This is a genomic window from Micromonospora echinofusca (genome assembly GCF_900091445.1).
Lineage (GTDB): Bacteria > Actinomycetota > Actinomycetes > Mycobacteriales > Micromonosporaceae > Micromonospora > Micromonospora echinofusca.
On sequence record NZ_LT607733.1, the window covers coordinates 5,913,808 to 5,936,304 of the forward strand.

Here is a 22,497-nt window from a genome sequence, read left to right on the forward strand (position 1 = left end):
TCACTCGCGGCGCCGCAGGCCCCGCCGGACGACGGCCAGGCTCAGCAGCAGGCCGACGACACACCACAGTCCCAGGACCAGGGCCACCCGCCCCAGCTCCCAGGAGCCGGCCAACTCCTGCGCTGCCATCGTGTCCGGCAGGAACGCCGCCCGGAACCCCTGGCCCATCCACTTCAGCGGGAACAGGGACGACAACGTGGTCAACGGCGCGGGCAGCACGGTGATCGGGGTGACGAAGATACCCGAGGTGAAGACCAGGACGAGATAGGTCAGGTTCGCCGCCGCGCTCGCCCCACGGACCGACCTGGCCAGCCCGCTCAGGACGATACCCAGCAACGAACACGCCGTCGCTCCCAACAGGAACACCCAGGCCAGGGTCAGCCAGGACCCGGGATCCGTCGGCAGCGCCAGGTCGAACAGCAGCACGCCCGTGGCCACCATCAGCACGGCCTCGGTGACGCTGACCACCAACACGAGAAGCAGCTTGCCCAGGACGTACGCGGCCGGTGGCGCCGGCAGCCCGCGCAGCCGCTTCAGCGTCCCGTTGGCCTGGTCCTCGGCGATGCCCACAGCGAGAGTGACGAAGGTGGCGGAGGCGATGCCCGCCGCGATCATGCTCGCGGTGATGTGTTGACTCGCGGTCACACCGGTTCCGGCGTACTCGGTGGAGAAGATCGATCCGAGCAGCACGAGCAGGACGATCGGCAACGCGAACGTGAACAGCACGGTGTCGCGTTCCCGGAAGAAGGTCCTGATCTCCACGGCCCCACGGGCCAGCCCGAGCCGGCCCGTACGGGTCAACGAGTCAGTCGTCGCGTGCGTGGTCACGGCTTGTTCCCTCCCACCAGGTCGAGGTAGACGTCCTCCAGCCGGGGGCGGCTGACCGTCAGTCCGGGCACGGACGGCCCGAGCCGGGCGACCAGCTCGTTGACGAACGCGCCCGGGTCGGCCGTCCGGGCGCTGCGCGCCTCGGCGTTCTCCAGCCAGCTCACCGTGGCCTCCCCGCTCATCCGGCCGCCGAGCGTCGCCGGGTCACCGTCGGCGCGGACGACCCCGTCGGCGATCACCACCACGCGGTCCGCCAACGCCTCGGCCTCCTCGAGATAGTGGGTGGTCAGCAGCACGGTGGTGCCCTGCTCGTCCCGCAGGCCGCGGACCAACTCCCAGAACTGCCGTCGCGCCTGCGGGTCGAACCCGGTGGTCGGCTCGTCGAGGAACAGCAGCCGTGGCCGGCCCACCACCCCGACGGCAACGTCGAGCCGACGCCGCTGACCGCCCGAGAGGGTGCGGACCCGGCGCCCGGCCGCCTCGGCCAGGCCGACCTTCCGCAGCAGGTCGGTCGGATCGTGCGGGGACGGGAAGTAGCCGCCGAAGTGCCGCAGCGTCTCCAGCACCGTCAACTCACCCGCGTCGCTCGCCTCCTGAAGGACGATGCCGATGCCGTACCGCCAGGACGACGGGGCCCGCCAGGGGTCCACGCCGAGCACGCTGACCTCGCCGGCGTCCCGACGCCGGTGCCCCTCGAGGATCTCCACGGTCGTCGTCTTGCCGGCGCCGTTGGGCCCCAGCAACGCGACCACCTCACCTTCCTGGATGTCCAGGTCGATGCCCTCCAGCGCGACCACGGGCCCGTAGCTGCGCCGCAGGCCGCGTACCGTCACCACGGGGCCGGTCATGTGGCACGCACCTCCTCGGGATGTCCCATGCCAAACTCCTCAGGATTTCCGACGATGCCGGCGACGACCTTGCCGAGACCCTCGATGTGTGGCGGCAGCATAGAGGTGATGTTGCCACCGGATATCCGGTGCACCTCGACGCCGGCCGGCACCAGGCGCCGCCACCGGCCGACGTAGCCCTCAGGCTCGAGACCGGCCAGGCTCTCGTGCGTGCCGTTGACGAGGTCGTCGCAGGTGAGCAGGTGCAGCTTCCCCTCGTACGGCTGGTACAGGTACGAGAGCCGGGCCTCCATCTGCTGCCGCCACGACCGCACCGCCAGGGGCCAGACGTGGTCGAAATCGGGATCGCGCAGCGCGTCGTGGAAACCCTCCACGACGATGCGCGGCAGCAGCTCGGCTATCTCCGCCCGCAGTTCGACGGCGCGTCCGGGCGCCGGGTCCTGGGCGAGCTCCTGGTACGCCCGATCGCACCGGGCCAGCAGCCGCAAATTCTCGCCGCCGTCGCCGGGGACGTCGGGCAGCTGGAGCACCGGGTCCTGGAGGATGAGCGTCACGCTCTCGTCGGTCGCGCGCAGGCCCCGGGCCATCTCCCAGGCGATCGGCCCCCCGCCACACCAACTGAAGATGTGGTAGGGCCCCTGCGGCTGATCGGCACGCAGCTCGTCGAGGTAGCGCCGGGCCAGATCCGCGGTCGAGCGGGACGCCTCCCCCGGATCGAACAGACCGGGATGCTGATACGCGACCACGTCCAGGCTCTCCGGCAGGTGCCGCGCCAGGTTGTCGTACCAGTGCGCGCTTCCCCCGCCCGGGTGCACGCAGTGCAGCACCGACCGGCTGCCGTTCCGGCGTACCCGGATCTGGCTGGAATCGGCCGTCCCGACCACGGACAGCACCTTCGCCCGCGGGTCGGGCGCCGGCCGGTCAGGCTCGGGCACGGGGGACGGCGACGGGGCGGCGGGCCGCGGGCCGGGCTGCTGCCCGGCGCCGCCGGGGCCCGTGCGCGCGGCCTCCGGCGCGGCGCCCTGCCGCCCCGCGATCAGCTCGGCCAGGGCCGCCACCGTCCGCCGCACCAGGATGTCCGTCGGTGAGATGACCATGTCGAGCTGACGGCCGAGCCGGATCGCGATCCGCATCGCCCCGAGCGAGTCCCCGCCGAGTTCCAGGTAGTCACGCTCGACGCTGACCTCGCCGCAGCCCAGCTCGCGCTGCCACACCTCGGCGATCGTCCGCTCCAGGGCGTCGCGCGCGGGGACGTGGTCCGCCGCCGTGCTGCCGTCGTCCTCCGGCCTGGGCAACGCCCGCCGGTCGATCTTGCCGCTCACGGTCATCGGGAACTCGGGCAACACCACGAAGTGCGCGGGAACCAGCAGCGCGGGCAGCTGGGCACGGGCGTGCGCCCGCACCGCGTCGACGTCCCACTCGAGGTCGGGGCGGGTCAACAGGTACGCGGCCAGGCGCGGCGCATCGTCGTCGGAGACCACGGTCACCGCGGCGGCCCGCACCGCGGGATGAGCCGACAGCACCCGCTCGATCTCACCCGGCTCGATCCGGACCCCACTGATCTTCACCTGCTGGTCGAGCCGGCCCAGGTACTCGATGACGTCGCCGTCGAGCCACCGTACGAGGTCACCGGTCCGGTACAGCCGACCACCGGGTCCACCGAACGGGTCAGGCACGAATCGGCTGGCGGTCTCGGCCGGTCGGCCCACGTAGGACTGCGCGACACAGTGCCCGCCGAGATACAGCTCGCCCGGCACGCCGACCGGCACCGGGTTGAGGTCGACGTCGAGGACGAGGTTCGTCACGTTGTCGATCGGGCGGCCGATCGGCACGCTCGTCGCCCCCGGGTGCGGCTGCGGGGCGAGCTCGTACCAGGTGCAGGCGATGGATCCCTCGGTCGGCCCGTAGAGGTTGTACACCCTGGCGTCGGTCCGCTCGGCCAGGCGCCGGGCGGTCGACAGGGTGAACTTCTCCCCGAGCAGCATGACCTCACGCAGACAGCCGGGGATCCCCGGTACCGCGTCGAGGAACGCGTCCATCATCGACGGTACGAAGGTCGCGTGGCTGACCTGGTGCCGCTCGATGAACGCGGCCAGGCCCAGCGGGTCGAGGTGCAGCCTGTCGGGCGCCATCACCAACGTCGCCCCGGCGACCAGCGGCCGGAAGATCTCGCCGACCGACACGTCGAAGGTGTAGGGGGTCTTCTGGACGACCCGGTCACCGCCGCGCAGCGGCAGCGCCCGTTGCAGCCAGTGCACGTAGTTGGCGGCACCCAGGTGCGGCACGGCGACACCCTTCGGGCCACCCGTGGACCCCGAGGTGAACAGGACGAAGGCGGGGTGGCCTCCGGTCGCCTCGACGGGTGCCCGCTCCGGGCCGCCCGCGTGGGGGCCGAGCACCGGCACGACGCCGGTCAGCACCTCGTGCAGTTCCTCGTCGGCCACCACCAGCGCGACGTCCGCGCCGACCAGCCGCTGCCGCAGCCGCGCCGCCGGATCGTCCGGATCGAGCGGCACGAACGCCGCACCGGACTGGAGGATGCCCAGCAGCACGGTCACCAGGTGGGCACTGCGCCGCATGCAGACGGCGACCGGCCGGTCCGGCCCCGCCCCCGCCGCCGCCAGTCGCCGGGCGAGTGCCGTCGCGGCCACGACGAGCTCCCGGTACGTGAGCGTCCCGGTGTCGTCGCGGACCGCCACGGCGTCCGGGGTCATCGCCGCCTGCCGGAGGACGCCACCGTGCAGCGTCGTCTCGGCCGGGGAAACCGGCGCGGACACCGGCCCGGACAGCCGCCGCGCGAGCTCGGCGCCGGAGAGCAGCGGCCCGGTGGCGGACCCGCCGACATCGGCGAGCATGTCGGTCAGCACCCGGTGGTACGCCTGCGCCAGCCAGTTCAGACGTTCCGGGCGGACCCGCTCCGGCATCGCGGTGAACATGACGTACCCGGGCAGGACGGTCACGGCCAGCGGGAACTCGTTGGGGCTGTCGTCCTCGGTCTGGGACGTCTGCACCGCGGTGTCGCGCAGCAGGTAGTAGTCGAGGAAGTTGAAGACCGCCTCGACCAGCGGCTGCGTCGTCCCGGCCAGCGACTGGAGCCGGGGCAACGGGTAGCGCCGATGGGGCAGCAGTCCGGTTTCCGCCTCGGCAGCGGCCCGGATCAGGTCCAGCCAGGTGCCGCGCGGGCGCAGGCCGAGCACCGGCGGCGTGTTGAGGTACATCCCGAGCACCTCGTCACCACCGCTGACCTCCGGGCGGCCGTTGCTCACCAGGCCACACAGGAAGCCGTCGGCGCCGCTCAGGGCGCTCATCGTCTTGAAGAACGCGGCCAGGTACACACTCTTCACCGGGACGCCGACCGCCGCGGCCAGTTCTCGCAGCCGGTCGGCGTCGGTACCGAGCGGCTGCGCCACCGTGTGCGGGGCACCGGACTCGGCCGCTCCCCACTCCTGAGGAAGGCGCAGCGTCTCGTACCGGTCCAGCATCCTGGTCCAGTACTCGCGGCTCTCCGGATCGGCGACCACCGCGCGTTCCATGGCGATGAAGTCCGCCCAGCGACGCGCCGGCCGGTCCATCGACGGCGGGGTCCGCTCCTCCCGCGCCGCCACGTAGCGGTCCATCAACTCGCCGAGCAGCGAGTTGTGGCTCCAGCCGTCGAGAATGACGTGGCACTCCACCCAGGCCAGCACCCACTTGGTGGCACCGGTGCGGTAGGCGAAGAGACGCCACAGCGGCGCCCGGTCCAGCACGACGGGAGCCAGCCGGTGTCGGGCGGCCTCCTCCCGGATGAGGAGCTCCTGCTCGGCCTCGTCGAGCCCGTCGAGATCCTGCACCACCACCTCGGCCCTGGCCGACGCGTGCACCAGTTGCAGCGGCTCACCGTAACTGGTGAGGTCGAAGGAGGTACGCAGCACGTCGTGCCGGGCCACGACCTGCCGCACCGCGGCCCGCAGGGCGGCGGCTGACAGCGGCGCACCGTCGTCGACGACGTACAGCGTCACGTTCTGGTACGGCCGGCGTTCCGCGTCGGCCATCAGCTCGTAGAGCATGCCGGCCTGGACGTCCGACAACGGGTAGGCGTCGAGCACGTCCTCCGGGAGCTTCGCCCGGTCGGCGGCCGATATCTGCCCGAACTCCTCGGTCACCAGGTCGTCCGGCCGGTCGTCGAGGCACTGCCGGGCCACGGCGGCGACGGCGGCGACGGTGCGGTGCTGGAAGAGGTCCTGCACGCTCACCGCCAGGCCGGCCTCGCGCAGCGCACCGACCAGTCTGATCGCGCGCATCGAGTCGCCGCCGAGGGCGAAGAAGTCGTCCGCGCCGCCCACCTGTCGCACCTGGAGGACCTCGGCCCACACCCGCGCGACCAGGTTCTCCTCCGGGGTGCTGGGCGCGACGTACGCGGTGCTGGTCGTGCGGGCCTCCTGCTCCGGGGCGGGCAGGGCGCGACGGTCGATCTTCCCGCTGCTGGTCCGGGGAAGTGCGTCCAGGGACACGAACCGGCCGGGCACCATCGCCGCCGGCAGCACCCCGGAGAGTCCGGCGCGGAGCCGGTCCGGCGTGGCGTCCGCACCGTCGCGCGCCACGACGTAGGCGACCAGTTGGGCGGGCATGTCCGCGGGCCGGTGCAGGGAGACCGCGGCCTCCGCGACCGCCGGGTGCTCCATCAGCCGTGCTTCGATCTCACCCAGCTCGATCCGGACGCCGTGCAGCTTGACCTGCGCGTCGATGCGGTCGAGGAAGTCGATGGTCCCGTCGGCGCGCAGCCGGACCAGGTCGCCGGTGCGGTACATCCGTTCGCCCGGCACGGACGAGAACGGGTCCGGCACGAACCGCTCGGCGGTGGTGCCGGGCCGGTTGCGGTACCCGTGAGCCAGCCCGATGCCGGCCAGGTAGAGCTCACCGGGCCAGCCCACCGGCACCATCCGCAGCTGCTCGTCCAGGATGTGGACGCGGATGTTGCTGATCGGCGTGCCGATCGGTACGCCGGCGGTGTCGAGGGTGGCGAGCAGCCGCTCGTCGACCCGTTGGGCGGTGACGTCGACCGACGCCTCCGTCGGGCCGTACAGGTTGTGCAACGCCGCCGACGACCAGGCCGCGAAGCGCCGGGCGGTGACGGCGCGCAGCGCCTCGCCACTGCAGAACACCTGCCTGAGGCTCGGCGGCGCCTGCGCGACGACGGCCAGGAAGGCGTCGAGCATCGACGGCACGAAGTGCAGGTGCGTCACCGCCTCGTCCCGGATCAGGCGGGCCAGCTCCAGCGGGTCCCGGTGCACGCCCGGCGGCGCCACCACGATGGTCGCGCCCGTGATCAGCGGCCAGAAGAACTCCCACACGGCCACGTCGAACGTGAACGGGGTCTTCTGCAACACCCGGTCGCCGGGACGTAGCTGGTAGCTCTCCTGCATCCAGGTGAGCCGGTTGACTATCCCGCCGTGATCGATGACCGCGCCCTTGGGGCGCCCGGTGGAGCCGGAGGTGTAGATGACGTACGCCCGGTCGTGTGCGGTCAGTTCCGGAAGGCCCGTGGGCTGCCCGTGGAGGTCGGCCGCCCCGTCTTCCGGGGCCCCGGTAACCGGAGGGACCACCGGCACGTCGCCGAACGCGGCCGCGTGGTCGGTTCCGGCCACCACCGCACGTACCTGGGCGTCGGTCGCCACCTCCGCCCGGCGCGCAGCCGGGTCCTCCGGGTCGAGGGGCAGGTAGGCGCCGCCGGCCTTCAGGACCGCGAGCAGCGCGCCGACGAGTTCCGCGCTGCGGGGCAGGCAGACCCCGACGACGTCGCCCCGACCGACGCCGTGCCGGCGGAGGGTGTGGGCCAGGGCGTCGGAGAGCTGGTCCAGCTCGCCATAGCTCCACCTGCGTCGCCCGTCCCGTACCGCGACCGCCGCCGGGTCCCGCCGGGCGCGGTCCCGGACCAGCTCGTGCAGGGGGCTGGCGGGGACGTCCCGGCGGACACCGGTCAGCACTGCCCGCAGCCGGTGGCGCTCAGCCTCATCGAGGACGTCCAGCGCGCCGACCGACGTCCCCGGCGCGGTGACGGCGCGTTCCAGCAGGACGAGGTAACGGGTGACGAGCTCGTCGACGGTCCGCTCGTCGAACAGGGCGGTCGCGTAGTCGATCGCGCCGAACAGCCCGTCGGCGGTCCGCCGCAGCCCCATGCTCAGGTCGAGTTTGACGCCCCGTGGCGGGGTGGCGACGTCGACGACGTCGAGGTCGTCGAAGCGTCCCGGCAGCCCCCCGTTCTCGTCCTCGAACAGGAACATCGTCGACACCAGCGGGTTGCGGGACAGGTCCCGCTCCGGCGCGACCGCGTCGACGACCCGGTCGAAGGGGATGTCCTGGTGGCTGACGGCGGCGTGCAGCGTGTCCCGCACCCGGTCGACCAGCAGGTCGAAGCTGGGTGCACCGGAGCAGTCGCAGCGCAGCACCAGCGTGTTGAGGAAGGGGCCGACGACGGCGTCCACTCCCGTCCGGGTCCGGCCGCTCACCGGCATCCCGACGGCGACGTCGTCCTGCCGCGTCAGCCGGGCCAGCAGTGCGGCGAAACCGGCGAGCAGCACGACGTACGGCGTGGTCCGGTGCCGCTGGGCCAACTCGGCGCAGGCCCGGTCGACGTGCGCCGGCACCGCGAAGGTCACCCGGGCGCCGGCCGGATCTCGCGGGGCCGACCGGGGCCGGTCGGCGGGCAGGTCGAGTTCGGTCAGCCCGGCCAGGGCGTCCTGCCACCAGCGCAGACCAGCCTGTGCCTCCGCTGTGCCGAGGTGTCGCTGCTCCCATCTCGCGTGCTCGGCGAACTGTCCCGGCCGGGCGGGCTGCGGGGCCCCGGTCCGGGCCGCGTGGTAGAGCCCGGCGAGGTCGGCGCAGAGCAGCTGCACGGACCAGCCGTCGCAGGCGATGTGGTGCAGGTGCGCGACGAGTACCTGTTCGTCGTCGCCCAACCGCACCAGGACCGCTCGCCATACCGGGCCGGCGGCGAGGTCGAATCCGCGTCCGGCCTGGTCGGCCAGCAGGGCGGCGAGCCCGGCCTCGTCGGTGGTCACGACCGGCAGGTCGACCGGCGCGGGCGGATCGATGACCTGGACCGGCTCCCCGTCGTGCAGCTCGTACCTCGTCCGCAGGATGTCGTGACGGGCGGCCAGGCTGGTCAACGCGCCGCGCAGCGCCTCGACGTCGAGCACACCGCGCAGCCGCAGCACGAGGGGCACCAGGTAGTCCACCCCGCCGGGCGCGAGTTGGTCCAGGAACCACATCCGGCGCTGCGCCGACGACAGTGGCGCCGGCCCGGTGTCGGTCACGTCGGCAGCGGGTCCCTCGTCGCGCCGCCGTACCCGGCCCGCGAGGCGTTGCGCCACCAGCCGGCGACGCAGCTCCGCCCCGCTGTCGGCCGCCGGACGTGGCCCCGCGGTGTCGCTCATCGTCTCTCCCCAGGCTCGTCCTGATCCAGCAGGAGCGCGGCCACCTCGTCCTCGGGCAACGCGTCGACCTCGTCGACGACGAGTCGGGTGACCAGTTCCACCTGTTGCCCGACCGTCGTCGCCCCGAACAGGTCCCCCAGCGGGATGGTCACCGCGAAGAGGTCCTGGATCCGGGTACGGACCCGGGTGGCCAGCAGCGAGTTACCGCCGATCGCGAAGAAGTCGGCATCGTGCTCGACCGCGGGGAGACCGAGCACGGCGCACCAGATCTCGGCTATCAGGTCCTCGACGGTCGCCTCGGCGGACGCCTCCCCGGTGCGCTCGCCCTCGTCGTCGCCGGCCTCGGCGGCGATCGGCGGGAGCGCCCTCAGGTCCACCTTCCCCGCCCCGGACTTCGGCAGCTCGGCGAGGAAGACCCAGTGCCGCGGGACCATCGCCTCCGGTAGCCGTGCCCGCAGGTACGCACCGAGATCGCGCGCGTCCGGTGGGGTGGGGTCGGCGGCCACGACGTAGCCGACAAGCTGCGCTGCGCCGCCCCGCGTGGCGGCGGTGACACTCGCCGCCCGGATCCCCGGGTGGGTGAGCAGGCACGCCTCTACCTCGGCGGGCTCGACCCGGAAGCCGTTGATCTTCACCTGACGGTCCGCCCGGCCGTGGAAGTCCAGCACCCCTTCGGCGTTCCGGCTGACCACGTCACCCGTGCGGTACATCCGGGCCCCGGGCACCGTCGAGAACGGATCCGGCAGGAAGCGCTCGGCGGTGAGCGAGGGGCGTCCGTGGTAGCCACGCGCGAGGCCGCCCCCCAGGAAGAGCTCGCCCCGGGCGCCGGGCCGCACCTGTCGCAGCTGCTCGTCGAGCACGTAGCCGACGGTGCGTCCCACCTCGGTGCCGATCGGCACGACCGCCCCGTGGGGCAGGCCGGCGGCACGCGCCTCGGTGACCTCGTAGAGGGTCGACGTGACGACGGCCTCGGTCGGCCCGTAACAGGCGATGAAGCGCGCGTCGATGCCGAGTTCGTGCCACCGGTGCACGTCCTCGGCGTACACCACGTCCGTACCGATGTTGACCGCGCGCAGGGTATCCAGCCGGCTGTCGGCCTTCACGACCCGGTCGAGCATGTCCCGCCACGCCATCGGCGGCAGGTCGAGGAAGGTGACCCGCGTGGCGGCGACCAGATCGGGCAGGTCGGCCGGGCTCCACCCGCCGGCGGCGGCGAGCACCAGGGTCGCGCCCGACACCAGGGTCATGCCGAGGTGTTCCATCGCGACGTCCACGAAGGGCGGACTCGTCGTCAGGATCCGGTCGGTGGCGGCCAGCCCGTACCGCAGCGCCACGTCCTCGCAGTGGGCCAGGAACGCGCCGTGTTCCACCTGCACGCCCTTGGGCTCGCCGGTGGAGCCGGACGTGTGGATGAGATATGCGAGCTGTCCGGCAAGGGCGGTGTCCGGCCGGTCTCCGGCTCCCGGGCGTCGTACCCCGCCGTCGTCCGTGGGGGCGGACGTCCGCAGGTCCTCCGGCACCAGCACCGCCGGGCCACCGGAGGGCACCGACCCGACGGCGTCCGGCGTCACCACCACGACGGCGGGGTCCATCGACGCCACGATCGACGCCAGCCGCGCTCCTGGCCCGGTGACGTCGAGCGGGGCGTGCACACCGCCGGCCGCCATCACCGCGAGCGCGGTCACGATCAGGTCCAGGCCACGGGGAAGACAGACCGCGACGGTCGACTCGGGCCCCACCCCGGCGGCGCGCAGGCGGGCCGCCGCCACGCTGACCCGCCGGGCCAACTCACCGTAGGTGAGGCGGTCGCCGCCCTGCTCCACCGCGACGGCGTCCGGCCGCGCCGCCGCCTGACGCCCGAGCAGTTCGGGCAGGGTACGGGCGGCCAGCCCACCGACGGACGCGTCCGGATCGGTGGCGACCTGCTGGAGCAGGTGTCGGTAGCGGCGGATCAGCCGTTCGATGCTCGCCGGCCGGAAGAGGTCCGTCGAGTACTCGACGAGCCCCAGGTAACCACCGTCCGGTTCCTCGCTCAGCGTGACGGTGAGGTCGTAGATCGCCGTCGGCCACGGCAACGGCAGCAGATCCAGCTGCTCCGGCAGGTCGGGAAGGTACGACGGCCGCTCCTGCCCCACCTCGAACATGATCTGGAACAGGGGGTTACGGGAGCGGTCGCGGGCGATCCGCAGGCTGTCCAGGACCCGGTCGAACGGGATGTCCTGATGCGCGTAGGCGGCCAGGGAACTCTCCCGGGTCCGCCGCAGCACGGCTCGGAAGTCGTCGCCCGGGTCCACCTCGGTACGCAGCACGAGGATGTTCGCGAAGTAGCCGATGAGCTTCTCCACCGCCGGGTTGGTCCGACCGGCGACGGGTGCGCCGACGACGATCTCCCGGGTGCCGGTCAGCTCTGCGAGCAGGCAGTTGAACGCTGCCAGGAAGGTCATGAACGGGGTGGCGCCGAGTTGCTGCCCGACCTGCACGAACGGGGCGGCGACCGGGGGCGGCACCCGGAACACGTACAACGCGCCACGGCCCTGCCAGTGGGCGGGCCGGGGCAGGTCGGTGGGGAGTTCGGTCGCGCGTGCCCCGCGGAGCAGCCGCTGCCAGTGCTCGAGTCCACTGGCCGCCTGCGGGCCCGCCAACCAGGACGACTGCCAGGCGGCGTAGTCGGCGTACTGAACGGCCGGTGCGGCGGCCGGCCCGGGGGACGACAGTTCGGCGGCGAGGATCTGCGTCGACACGCCGTCCCAGGCGATGTGGTGCACGAGCAGGACCAGCGACTGCCGGTCGGGGCCGGAGCGGACCAGCCGGGCGCGCAGGACCGGGTCGGTGGCCAGGTCGAAGGACCGCTGGGTCAGCTCCCTGATCTGCCGGGTCACCGCGTCCGCGCCGGTGGCCTCGACGAGCTGGATCTCGACAGGGGCGGGCGGATCGACGACCTGGGTGAGCTGCTCGTCGACCATCTCGTAGCGGGTACGCAGGATCTCGTGCCGCTCGACCACGCGGGCGAGTGCGGCGCTCACCTCGGTGAGCGTCATCTGCGCCGGCAGCGGCACCACCACCGGCACCATCTGCTCCGGGCTGCCCGGACTCAGCTGCTCCGCCATCCACATCCGCTGCTGTCCGGCCGACAACGGCAGCAGCCCGTTTCTGGGCAGCACCTCGATCTCGGGTGCGGCGGGTCGGTCCGCCGCGTCGGTCCCGTTGCCGGCCACCGCCGCGTCCCGGCGCAGCAGGTCGGCCTGGTCGGCGACGGTGGTGGCCTGGTACAGCTGTGCCAGCGAGACGGCCCCACCGGTACGCGTCCGCAGCCGGGCCGCCAGTTCCCCCAGTTGCAGGGAGTGTCCACCGAGCGCGAAGAAGTCGTCGTGCCTGCCCACGGTGTCGGCGGTCGCCAGTACCGTGGCCCACTCCTGCGCGACGACCTGTTCCAACTCGTCGGTGGGCAACGCCCGCTCGCCGGGCGGCAGCCCGTCCGGAACCCCGTTCAGCAGGGCAACCGCGTCGATCTTGCCACTGGACGTGGTGGGTATCGCGTCCACCCGGACGAACAGCGCGGGCAGCATCGCCTCCGGCAGGGTCCGACGCAGGTGCGCACGCAGCGCACCGGTTTCGATGGCGGCGTCGGTGACCAGGAACGCCACGAGCTGACGCCCCCCGTCTGGACGCGGACGCCCCAGCACGACAGCCGCCCGCACCGGGGGATGCGTCTCCAGCGCCCGCTCGACCTCGCCGGGCTCGACGCGGACACCGTTGATCTTGATCTGGTCGTCCGCCCGGCCCACGAACTCGAATTCCCCACCGGACCGCTGCCGCGCCAGGTCACCGGTGTGGTACATCCGCGATCCGGGTGGCCCGTACGGGTCGGGCACGAACCGGGCGGCGGTCAGGTCGGGCCGCCCGACGTACCCCCGGCCGACGTTGACGCCGCCGACGTAGAGCTGGCCGACGGCCCCCCGGGGAACCAGTTCGCCGTCCCGGCCGAGCAGGACCGCCCGCAGCCCGTCCAGCGGGCTGCCGATCGGCACCGGCCCCCGGCTCTGCTCCTGTGGCCACCGGTACGCGGTCACGTCGATCGCGCACTCGGTGGGCCCGTACGTGTTGACGATCGTGACGTCGACCCGGTCGCGGACCTGCGCACACAACTCACCGGTGAGCGGCTCGCCGGCGCTGAACAGCAGCCGCAGCGAGGTGCAGCCGGCCCAGCCGTCCGCGGCGAGCAGCTGCCGCAGCACCGAGGGCACCACCTGGAGCACGGTCACCGCCCCCTCGGCCACCGCGCGCAGCATCACCGCCGCGTCACGTGGCGCGTCGGGCGGGGCGACGACGACGGTGCCGCCACTGATCAGCGGGCCGAACATCTCCCAGCCCGCGGCGTCGAAGGTCAGCGCCGTCTTCTGCAGCACCCGGTCCGACGCGCCGAGCCCGAGCCGGTTGACCGGCCACCAGACCCGGTTGGCGATGCCGCCGTGGGTGACGACCACACCCTTGGGTCGCCCGGTCGAGCCGGAGGTGTACATCACGTACGCCGCGTGCCCGGCCGCGAGCCGGACCTGGGGGAACGGGACGCCGCGCGCGGATTCGTCCACCGTGAGGACCTCGACTCCGAGCTCCGCCAGGCGTCCGGCGTCGGCCGGGGCCGCGAGCAGGGTCCGTACGCCCGCGTCGGCGACGATCGTCTCGATGCGCGCCCGCGGGTGCTCGGGGTCGAGCGGGACGTAGCAGCCCCCGGCCCGCCAGACCGCCAGCAGAGCCACCACCGCGGCGGCGCCCCTCGGCAGGTGGACCCCGACCGGGGTCTCCGGCCCGACACCCCGCTCGGCCAGGCGGGCGGCCAGCGACTGCACCTGGTCCAGCAGCTCCCGGTAGGTCAGCGAGGTGCCGCCGTCCTCGACCGCCACGGCGTCCGGGGTGCGGGCGGCCTGCGCGGCGACGAGTTCGGGCAACAGCGCCGGTGGCGTCTCGGACCCGCCCGTGACTGCCGACCTGGCGGTGAGCGGCACCCGGCCCACCGCGAGCGCCGGGTCCGCCGTGAGCCGGTCCACCAGCTCGACGTACGTGGTCAGCAGGTCCGTGGCCGTCGACTCGTCGAACAGCGCGGTGGAGTATTCGAGTTCGACCCGCAGGGCGCCCTGCGCGGCCGGTACGACGTGCACGGTGAAGTCGAGCAGCGACCCCTGCGGTGTGATCGGCAGTGCGGGCCGCACCCGGTAGGCGGTGTTCTCCTGCGTCGGCATGTTGAAGCCGACCTGGGCCAGCGGCGGCTGGCTGGGACTGTGCGTCGGGCTGGTCTCGCGCACCACCACGGCGAACGGCACACCCTGGTGCTCCAGGGCCTCCGCCACCCGGTCACGGACCTGGGGCAGCAGCGTCTGGAAACTCTCCCGGCCGGTGACCGTGGCGCGGATCGGCACCACGTTGACCAGCATGCCGATCATCCGTTGCAGCTCGGGCCGGACCCGACCGGACACGCTGGCCCCGACGATGAGATCCGAGTCGCCGGTGTAGCGGTGCAGCAGCACGAGATAGGCCGCGAGCATCGTCATGTAGGTGGTCGCGCCGGACGCGCGGCCGACGGCGTGCAACCGGTCCACGACCGCCTTCGGGACGTCCCGGTGGATGGTCGCGCCGGAGAGGTCGCGGTGCGCCGGCCGGGGCCGGTCGGTCGGCAACGCCAGCGGGTCGGGCAGCGCCGCGAGCCGTCGGCGCCAGTAGTCCAGGTCGGCCTTCGCGCCGCCGTCGCGGATCCGGTCCCGCTGCCAGACGGCGAAGTCGAGGAAGCCGACCGGCGGTGGACTCCCCCCACTCGCCATGTCCTCGATGACGAGGGCGAGCGACGCGGCGTCCAGGGCGATGTGGTGCGCGGCGAACAGGGCCAGCCGGCGTCCCGAGGGCGTGGTGATGACCGCGGCCCGCCACAGCGGCGCCTGGTCGAGCCGGTACGGCCGGGCGGTGACGGCCAGGGCGGCGGCGAACACGCCGTCCGGACCGTCCCCGTCCGCCGCCGTCAACTCCTCCACCTCGACGGGCACCTCGGCGGCCACGGTCAGCAGCGGCCTGCCGTCGGCGCCCGCCTGGATCGCCATCCGCATCGCGTCGTGGCGCTCGACGACCCCGCGCAGCGCCCTCACGAAGCTCGCCGCGTCCGTGCCGTCGGCCATCCAGTCCGCGGCGACCACGTTGAACAGCGGCACGTCACCGGCGATCTGGTGCAGGTGCCAGACCGCCTCCTGGGCGTACGAGAGCGGCACCGGATCGTTGCCGCGCCGGCGCGGCAGTGTCGCCGGCGCCGGCATCGGTGCGCCCACGCCGCCGCCCTTGATGATCTGGGCGAGCAACTGCCGCTGGAGCGGCGAGAGTTCGGCACTCACGACAGGTCCTCCTTCGCCGGGACGAAGTTCTCGATCCGCGCGCCGAGACCCGTGTCCCGGGCGATCCTGACGGCCAGCCCGGCCACCGCCAGGTCGAGCACACCCAGCCCGAAGGGAGAGACGACGGTGACCCGGTGCGGATCCCGCGGGGGAGTCCCCGGCCGGGCCGCGAGTTGACCGATGGTGGCGGCGATGAAGTCGTGGTGACCGACCTGTCGTGCGGCGACGTCGACCGAGGTCGCGGCGCGCAGGACGTGGTCGACGTCGTCGACCACGTTGACCGCCTCGAGGACGGCGTCGGGCAGCACGTCCCGCAGCGAGATGTGCAGCACCAGCGTGCCCGGCCGCAGCTGCCGGGTGTCCAGGTACGGCGTCAGCGCGTTGGTCGCGACACTCACCAGGGTGTTGCGGCCCAACGCCCGCCCCTGGTCCGGCTCGACGTGCACCGTGAGGGAGGGCAGCACCTCCGCGCACCGGGCCTGGAACGCGGTGGCCCGCTCCGTGTCGACGTCGTGCACCGTGACGTCGGCGAGGCCGGGGACGACCTGACTGAGGAACCGCAGCACGGCGAAGTTGATGACCCCGCAGCCCAGCAGGGTCACCCCGGCCTGGTCGCTCTCGGCGGGCAGGAGCCGGGCCGCCAGGGTGGCGCTGGCGGCCGTACGCCAGGCGGAGACCCGGGCCCCCTCGAGCAGCACCTCGGGCTGCCCGGTGCGCATCGAGTTGAGGATGATGGCGGACGACGCCCGCGGCACCCCCTGCGTGATGTTGGCCGGGAACGACGAGATCCACTTGACCCCGGCCGTCGGTTCCGGGCCACCCAGGTAGGCCGGCAGCGCGATGATCCGGTTCCGGTCGTTCTCGGGGAACCGGAGGAACACCGAGTGCGGCAGCGCCGACCGCCCCGCCTCGTGCGCGAGATACGCCTGCTCCACGGCGTGCAGCACCTCGGCCTCCCGGCCGTGCAGGGCCGCGCGCACGTCGGTGCTGGTGAGGATCAACATGGGTTCTCCGTTCGCCCTGCGTCGGCCAGGCCGGGCAGCACCCGCGCCCTACGGTCCACCGCGACCATGCGGAACTCGCTGGTGTAACGCCGTCCTGCCGCGTCCCGCAGCCACAGCTGGTCGGGGCCGGGCAGCATCTCCTGGAGCACGACCGGTCCCCGGTCGGCCCGCCGCCAGCTGCGAGCCAGGTTCGTCACCAGCAGCGGCGCGTCACGATCGACGTAGAACGGCTTCGGTTCACCCGGCAGTTGTGCGAACAGGTGCCGTGGCAGGCCCCGCTCGGTGAGGAAGGCGCTGAGCACCTCGGGCCGGTAGCCACGGGCGCCGAGCACCTTCGGCGGTAGGTCGTCGGCCGCGAACGCCCAGGTCGCCCGCCGGATGACCAGGTCGTCCAGGGTGATCCGCGGGCCGGGCCCGGGAATCCGGAACCGGTTGACCGTGATGGCCGAGAGGAACTCGCCGAAGAATTCGGCGACCGGCAGCTCCCACCGCCCGTCCCGGGGGCCGGCGGTGAGCCCCTCGTCGCGGTCCCGGACGACGAGTCCCGCCGCCGGCAGGACCGACACGCCGTCCGGGGCGCCCATGTCCGTGCTGTGCGCCCAGTACAGGTACCGGTCGGGCACGTGCACGGTCAGCGGCGGATACCGACGCGAGTCGATCTGCGGCCCGTACGGATAACTCGGCACGATCCGGCCACCGGCCATGTCCCGGGCCGTCAGCTCCACCAGTTGCCCGGGCTCGTCCGCGAGGGTGTGGAAGAACCGCGACTCCAGGGTGTTCATGGCGGTGTGCAGCTCACCGAGGACCCAGAGCGGCCGCCCCCCGCCCGTGGCGAGCATGAGGTCGGGACTGTGCTGCCGGGCCGCCGCCCAGCCGGGCTCGCACGGGGGGAACAGCCGGTCGACCAGCGCCTCGATGTCCTCGCTGGCCAGTTGGACCGGGTCGGTGCCGGTCGCGTCGCGCAGGATCTCCGACCACCGCAGCCGGAAGTCCTCGGCGATCTCGTCGATGAGCGTCCCGGGGGCGCCGGCCAGCACGTCCGCCGCGGCGATGTGCAGGTCGGAGAGGAGGACCGTCTCCCGCCGGTTGCGCAACTCCGCGTAGGCCTCGCACAGCCGTTCGTCCACGGCCGCCCGCACCTCACCGGTCAGCCACCGGGCCGACTGCAGGAGCAGCCCCAGCGGCTCAGCCACCTGATCGACGAGGCCGGCGGGCACCACCGCGTCGAGGTCCCGCCGGCAGTCGACGTACGCGAGGGTGCGTCCGGCCGCCGCCTCGTCCTTGGTCCGCTGGGCGGCCTGGCCGGCGAGTTCGGCGAACCGCTGTTCCACCGCGGTCAGCACCGGGGCCAGTTGCGCCGGCTGCCGGACGAACCGCTCGGCCGCCGCGAGCTGGTCGATGAGGCCCGTCAGGTCCGCCACCGCCTGGTCGCGTGCCTCGGTCTCCGGCAGCTTCACCAGGTGGGCCAGCAGTTCCTGCTCCGGATGCGCGCCCGGTGGCAACACGAACTCGGCGACGACGATCCGGTCGGCGACCAGTCGGGCCAGGGCCAGCCGCTCGTCGGCGCTGAGCTCGGCCTCGGTGAAGCCGGCCTTGGCGAGGCGGTCCAGCAGGGCGAGCTGCGTCGGCTCCAGCGTCAGCGGCGCCTGGAACGGCCGGTGCGCCCGTCCCTCGTGGACGCTGACGCTGGGCACCCGTCGCACCGGGAGATGCGGCCGGATGGCGGGGTCCTCGGCCCACCGCTGCGCCAGGGCGCGCACCGCCCACAGTTCGAACGAGGCGCTGGTGCTGCGTACCCCCGCCGTTCCGGTCACCCTGAGCGAGTCGCCGGCCGCGCCACTGAAGGTGGCCCAGCCGACCGGGCCGAAGAAGCCGATGCTGTCGTTCTTCGCGCAGTACCGCTGGGCGTACCTGGTCAGCACCCCCGCGCGGTACGAGGTGAGCGCGGAACCGGGCCGCCGGGCCCATTCGGCCGCTGCCGGATTCTGCCAGGTGAGCGCGGCGAGGAAGTCCGGCTCGGCCAGCAGCTCACGGACGGCGGCAAGCCCGTCCTCGGCGAAACCGGCGAGCCAGTCGAACGGCATGCCGGCAGCGCGTACCGGGGCCACCGGCCACAGCGCCCAGTCACTGGTGAGCACGACGGGTTCGTTCACCGAAGTCCCTGCTCCCGCAGCAACGTGGCCAGTGCCGCGATCGTCGGGTAGTCGAAGATCGCCCCGATCGAGAGTTCCACCTGGAACGTCTCCCGGATGGCGGAGATCAGCGCGATGGCGGTGAGCGAGTTGCCGCCGACCGAGAAGAAGTCGACGTCCATGCCGATGTCCGGGTCGCCGATCGCCTCGACCCACAGCGCCTTCATCCGGGACTCCAGGCTGTTCGCGTCGCCCGGCGCGGCGGTGGCCGCCACCGGCCCGGCCGACGCCATCCCCGCGACCGCCCCGGCCAGGGCGTCGACGACCGCGGTGGGAACTGCCGCTGCCGGGAGCTGACCGACGGCCGGACCGGTCGGACCCGGCCGTTCGGGAACTTCGCGGCTGCGCAGCGGCTGGGCTCCGCTCTCCACGAGAACCTGCCCGGGATGCCGGGCGCCGAGGATGGCCAGGGTCAACGCGACCCCCAGCCGGGGTGGGATCCCGTCGGCCGCCTCGCTCGACCCGCCGTCAGAGGGGACGGTCACCTTCGTGCCGGGTTGGATCTGGCGCAGGGTGTACCCGGTCGCCACGCAGAGCGGCTGCCCGTCGAGCCCGAGCAACTCGAGATCCGCCCGGATCACACCCGGCCCGCTGGCCTGCCGCCGCACATGTACGAACACCTCTGCCGGCAACCGGCCGTAGAAGGCGATCGACTCGCAGCAGAACGGCAGGTGGAAGCCGTCGTCGGGCCGCCGGAACGCGGTCGACGCCGAGTCCAGCACGGTGGGGTGCGCCGGGTACACCTTCAGGTCGTCGGCGAACTCCTCGGGCAGTCGCAGCTGTACCAGCAGCTCGGAGGTGTCCTCCCCGGTCCGGGTCCAGGTGGCGACGGTGTTGTCCCACCTGCGGCCGAGGTGGAACAGCCGCGGCCCGTCGGCCTCCGACTCCATCAGCTGGTGGTTGAAGGACGAACGCAGCTCCTCGATCGGCCGGGGCCCGCCCGGCTCACCGGCCGCGACGACCCGGGCGCTGGCATGCCGTACCGCCGGGGCGCCCGGGTCGCTGCCCGAACGCGACCACGACTCCAGGGTGCCGTCGGTGTGCAGCCGGATCTCCACCCGTCGCTCGTCCTCGGTGGCGAGGACCTGGTGGTAGACCACGTCGGTGAGCCGCACCGGCAGGTCCCGCCCGGTCAGCTCGCAGTAGCCGCGCAGCATGAGGTCGAGCTGCCCGGTCCCGGGCAGGATCGCCTCGCCCTCCAGCCGGTGCTCGTCCATGATGGGGCTGAGCGCCGGGCCGATGGTGGTCGACCAGGTCCGCACCCCGTACTCGGCGGCCATCCCGACCTCCGCCCAGGACGGCCAGTTGATGGAGACCGCGGGCACCCCCGCCCGGCGCAGCGTCACGGCGTACGCGTCCTGGAAGGCGTTCGCGGCGGCGTAGTCCGCGCTGCCGACCAGCCCGTCATGGGCGGCCCGGCTGGAGAAGCAGGCGAAGAAGTCGAGTGGCGGGCCGGACCGCAACGCCTCGTCGAGCACCACCGTCCCCCGGACCTTGGGGTCGAGCACCGCCGCGACGTCGTCGAGTTCGCGCAGCCGCACCAGGCCGTCGCCAGGCAGCCCGGCCAGATGGAAGACCCCGTTGACCGGCCCGAACCTGGACACCGTGACGTCGAGGGCCCGGCGCAGTCCCCGGCGGTCGGCGACGTCGCCGGTCAGGACGCGGACCTGTGCGCCCAGCCCGGTGATCTCCGCGAGCTGGGCGCGCAGGCGCTCGGAGCGTTCGTCCGTCGCGTCGTCGTTCAGGCCGGTGCGGCTCAGCAGGATCAGCCGTGGTTGCAGCCCGGTGCCGGCGAGACCGCGCGCCAGCGCCATGCCGAGTCCGCCGGTGCCACCCGTGATCAGGTAGACCCCCTGCCGCCGCAGCGGCGACGGCGACTCCCACGGCGCCGCGTCGAATGCCACCTGGGTCGGCACCCAACGCCGCGTACCGCGCAGCGCGACGACCTCGTGCCGCCGCCACTGTCCCAGCTCGCACGCGAGCTCGTGGTCGGCGGGCAGGGCCACGTCCACCACCCGGCAGCCCAGCTCGGGCGCCTCCTTCGCCAGCGAACGGGCGAAACCGACGAGCATCGCGGCGGTCGGGTCGATCGGCTCGGCGCCCGTGACGTCGACCGCTCCCCGGGTGAGCACCAGCAGCCCCGCCGTGCCGCCCGCCGGCAGGGCGGCGACCGTCTGGGCGGTGACGAAGAGGCTGGTGAAGCCGGCCTCCACGGCCCGGTTCACGCCCGCGCTGGTCAACGCCGGGTCGGACCCGGCGGTGAAGGCGTGCACCACGAGCGTGACCGGTGTCCCCCGGCCGGCCAGCGCGGCCAGCACCCGGTCCAGGTCGACCCGGGAGCCGGGGCGGATCCGGAATTCCGCGCCCACCTCGGCGTACGCGTCCGCCGGCCGGGCGACCGTCACGGCGGCGCCGGCCTGCTGCACCGCCAGTACGACGGGAAGGCTGTCCGCCTCGGACGCCGGCGCCAGGAGCAGGCACAGCCCCGACACGGTGCTCTTCGGCAGCGCCTGCGTCTCGGTCCACACCACGGTGGACAGTGGTGTCCCGGCCTCGGTCGGCTCACCGCTGACCGGGAGGGCCGCCTCGACCGCCGGGACAGCCGCCACCGCCGGCGGCGTCGTCTGCGCCGGTGCGTCCACCCAGTGCCGGCGCCGCTGGTAGGGGTAGCCCGGCAGCGGCACCCGTCGTACCGGGCCGCCGTCGTCCGGCTCGGGCCACTCGACGTCGTGTCCGTCGACCCAGAGTCGCGCCACCACCGCCAGCAGCCCGGCGAGGTCCGTGTCGGTCCGCGGCAGGGCCGGCGTGAACGAGGAGCCCGGTCCCCCGGTTCCCCTGCCGAGATCGCTGAGCACCCGGCCCGGCCCGACCTCGAGCACGCGACGTGGTCCGTCGCCGAGCACGGCGGCCACCGCCCGGTCGTACCGGACGACGCCGGCCACCTGGTCGGCCCAGAAGTTGGGGTCGACAGCCTGGTCCTCGCCGATCAGACCGCCGGCGGCCGCGGAGTAGAACGGGATCGTCGGCGCCGACAGCTCGACTCCGTCGAACGCGGCGGCGAACTGCACCGCGGCCGGGATCATCAACGGGCTGTGGAAGGCGCCCGCGGTCGGCAGGACCTTGGCCAGGATCTTGCGGCTCTGCAGCTCGGACTGCGCGGCGAGCACGTCGTCGCGGCTGCCGCTGAGGACGACCTGTCGGGGTTCGTTCACCACGGCCACCGTCAGGCCGGCCAGCAGGTCGGAGGAGAGTTCCTCCAGGGGAGCGGCCACCGCCAGCATCGCACCCGTCGTGACGGCGGACATGGCGCGGGCCCGCGCCGCCACCAGGGCGACCCCGTCGGCCAGCGAGAACACCCCGGCCGTCACGGCGGCGGCCAACTCGCCGACGCTGTGCCCGAGCACCGCCCCGGGACGCACCCCCCGGGCCCGCAGGGACCGCACCAACGCGCACTCGACGGCGAAGAGCGCCGCCTGGGTCACGACGGTGCCGGCCAGCCGGTCCGGGTCGCCCGAGAGCCAGTCCTCCCGAACGTCGATTCCGTGCGCCCCGAACAGATCGAGCACCTCGTCCATGGCCTCGGCGAAGGCCTTGTCCTCGCGGTAGAGACGGTGTCCCATTCCCGCCCGCTGGGAGCCCTGACCGGGGAAGGCGAAGACCAGGTCCCGCCGCTCCGCACCGGCTCCCCGCAGCACGCCGTCGTCAGCGGCGAGTCGCGCGGCGGCCACCGCCGGGTCGTCCGCGACGACCGCGGAGCGCAGGGGGTACGGCCGGCGGCCGTGCTGCAGGGTACGCACCGCCGCGGGGAACGTCTGCGGGTCGTGGTCGGTGAAGTACCGGGC

The 22,497-nt window shown here is 73.4% G+C and carries 7 protein-coding genes (1 of these 7 only partly in view); all 7 read right to left on the reverse strand.

The window, feature by feature from the left end; genetic code table 11:
* Tightly spaced (each overlapping or abutting the next), the 7 genes in view from GA0070610_RS25415 to GA0070610_RS25445 form a layout consistent with a single transcriptional unit that may run on beyond the window.
* Positions 1-828 carry an ABC transporter permease gene (locus tag GA0070610_RS25415; RefSeq protein WP_231925808.1) on the reverse strand — a complete coding sequence of 276 codons (828 nt, stop codon included), beginning with the start codon at positions 826-828 and terminating at the stop codon, positions 1-3.
* The gene (locus GA0070610_RS25420) at positions 825-1,676 is read right to left on the reverse strand and encodes an ABC transporter ATP-binding protein (protein ID WP_089002377.1); all 852 of its coding nucleotides are present in this window, start codon (positions 1,674-1,676) and stop codon (positions 825-827) included. The genes GA0070610_RS25415 and GA0070610_RS25420 overlap by 4 nt, the downstream gene beginning before the upstream one ends.
* Positions 1,673-9,088, reverse strand: coding sequence for a non-ribosomal peptide synthetase (locus GA0070610_RS25425; protein WP_089002378.1), 7,416 nt, complete (start codon positions 9,086-9,088; stop codon positions 1,673-1,675). The genes GA0070610_RS25420 and GA0070610_RS25425 overlap by 4 nt, the downstream gene beginning before the upstream one ends.
* On the reverse strand, positions 9,085-15,459 hold the full coding sequence (locus tag GA0070610_RS25430) for a non-ribosomal peptide synthetase (protein ID WP_089002379.1): 6,375 nt from the start codon (positions 15,457-15,459) through the stop codon (positions 9,085-9,087). The genes GA0070610_RS25425 and GA0070610_RS25430 overlap by 4 nt, the downstream gene beginning before the upstream one ends.
* The gene (gene sbnB, locus GA0070610_RS25435) at positions 15,456-16,463 is read right to left on the reverse strand and encodes a 2,3-diaminopropionate biosynthesis protein SbnB (protein WP_089002380.1); all 1,008 of its coding nucleotides are present in this window, start codon (positions 16,461-16,463) and stop codon (positions 15,456-15,458) included. Before sbnB ends, GA0070610_RS25430 begins: the two co-directional genes overlap by 4 nt.
* The gene (locus GA0070610_RS25440; protein WP_089002381.1) at positions 16,457-18,616 is read right to left on the reverse strand and encodes a lantibiotic dehydratase; all 2,160 of its coding nucleotides are present in this window, start codon (positions 18,614-18,616) and stop codon (positions 16,457-16,459) included. The genes sbnB and GA0070610_RS25440 overlap by 7 nt, the downstream gene beginning before the upstream one ends.
* Positions 18,613-22,497, reverse strand: partial view of a type I polyketide synthase gene (locus GA0070610_RS25445; protein WP_089002382.1) — the 3' portion only. 1,392 nt of this gene lie beyond the right edge of the window; only the last 3,885 of its 5,277 coding nucleotides appear in the window; its start codon lies off the right edge, out of view — the gene reads right to left on this strand; it ends in the stop codon at positions 18,613-18,615. The genes GA0070610_RS25440 and GA0070610_RS25445 overlap by 4 nt, the downstream gene beginning before the upstream one ends.